Annotated in this window: 1 protein-coding gene; it reads left to right on the top strand. The window is 66.4% G+C overall.

Annotated features, from left to right (window positions below; translation table 11 throughout):
* Positions 1 to 20: 20 nt before the first annotated feature.
* On the top strand, positions 21 to 1,027 hold a 1,007-nt coding region (locus AC1VAN_RS22820), incomplete at its 3' end, for a sigma-54-dependent transcriptional regulator (RefSeq protein WP_480986865.1).

Raw genomic sequence — 1,027 nt, forward strand, 5'->3', positions numbered from 1 at the left:
CGCTACCCTCTTTGCGACCCATGCCTGCGATCCTGATCATCGACGACAACGCCAGCGTGGGTACCGCGCTGGACGTGCTGTTCTCCCTGCATGACATCGACACCCTGCTGGCGCAGAGCCCGGCCGAAGGGCTGGCGCTGCTGGAATCGCAGCCGGTGGACCTGGTGATCCAGGACATGAATTTCAGCGAGGACACCACCTCCGGTGAGGAAGGCGAGGCGCTGTTCGCACAGATCCGCGAACGCCACCCCGATCTGCCGGTGATCCTGCTGACCGCCTGGACCCACCTGAGCAGCGCGGTGGACCTGGTCAAGGCCGGTGCCGCCGACTACCTGGCCAAGCCCTGGGATGACCGCAAGCTGCTGACCACGGTCAACAACCTGCTGGAATTGTCCGAAGCGCGGCGCGAACTGGACCAGCGACGCCAGCGCGAACAGCGCCAGCGGCATGCGCTGGAAGACAAGTACGCATTGTGTGGTGCAGTGTTCGCCGACCCCGCCAGCGAGCGGGTGATCGCCCTGGCGTGCCAGGTCGCGCGCTCTGAGCTGCCGGTGCTGATCACCGGCCCCAATGGCGCGGGCAAGGAGAAGATCGCGCAGATCATCCAGGCCAACTCGCTGGTGGCCAAGGGCCCCTTCGTGGCGGTGAACTGTGGCGCCCTGCCCTCCGAACTGATCGAGGCCGAACTGTTCGGTGCCGAGGCCGGCGCCTATACCGGCGCCAACAAGGCGCGCGAAGGCAAGTTCGAGGCAGCCGACGGCGGCACGCTGTTCCTGGATGAGATCGGCAACCTGTCGCTGGGTGGGCAGATGAAGCTGCTGCGTGTGCTGGAGACAGGACGTTTCGAACGCCTGGGCTCCAACCGCGAACGCCAGGTCAAGGTGCGCGTGGTCAGCGCGACCAATGCCGACCTGCCGGCGATGATCCGCGAAGGTACGTTCCGCGAAGACCTGTACTACCGGCTCAACACGGTGGAACTGACGCTGCCGCCGTTGGCCGACCGCCCCGGCGACATCGTGCCGCTGGC

The sequence above is a fragment of the Stenotrophomonas sp. 05L44_2 genome (assembly GCF_056665995.1).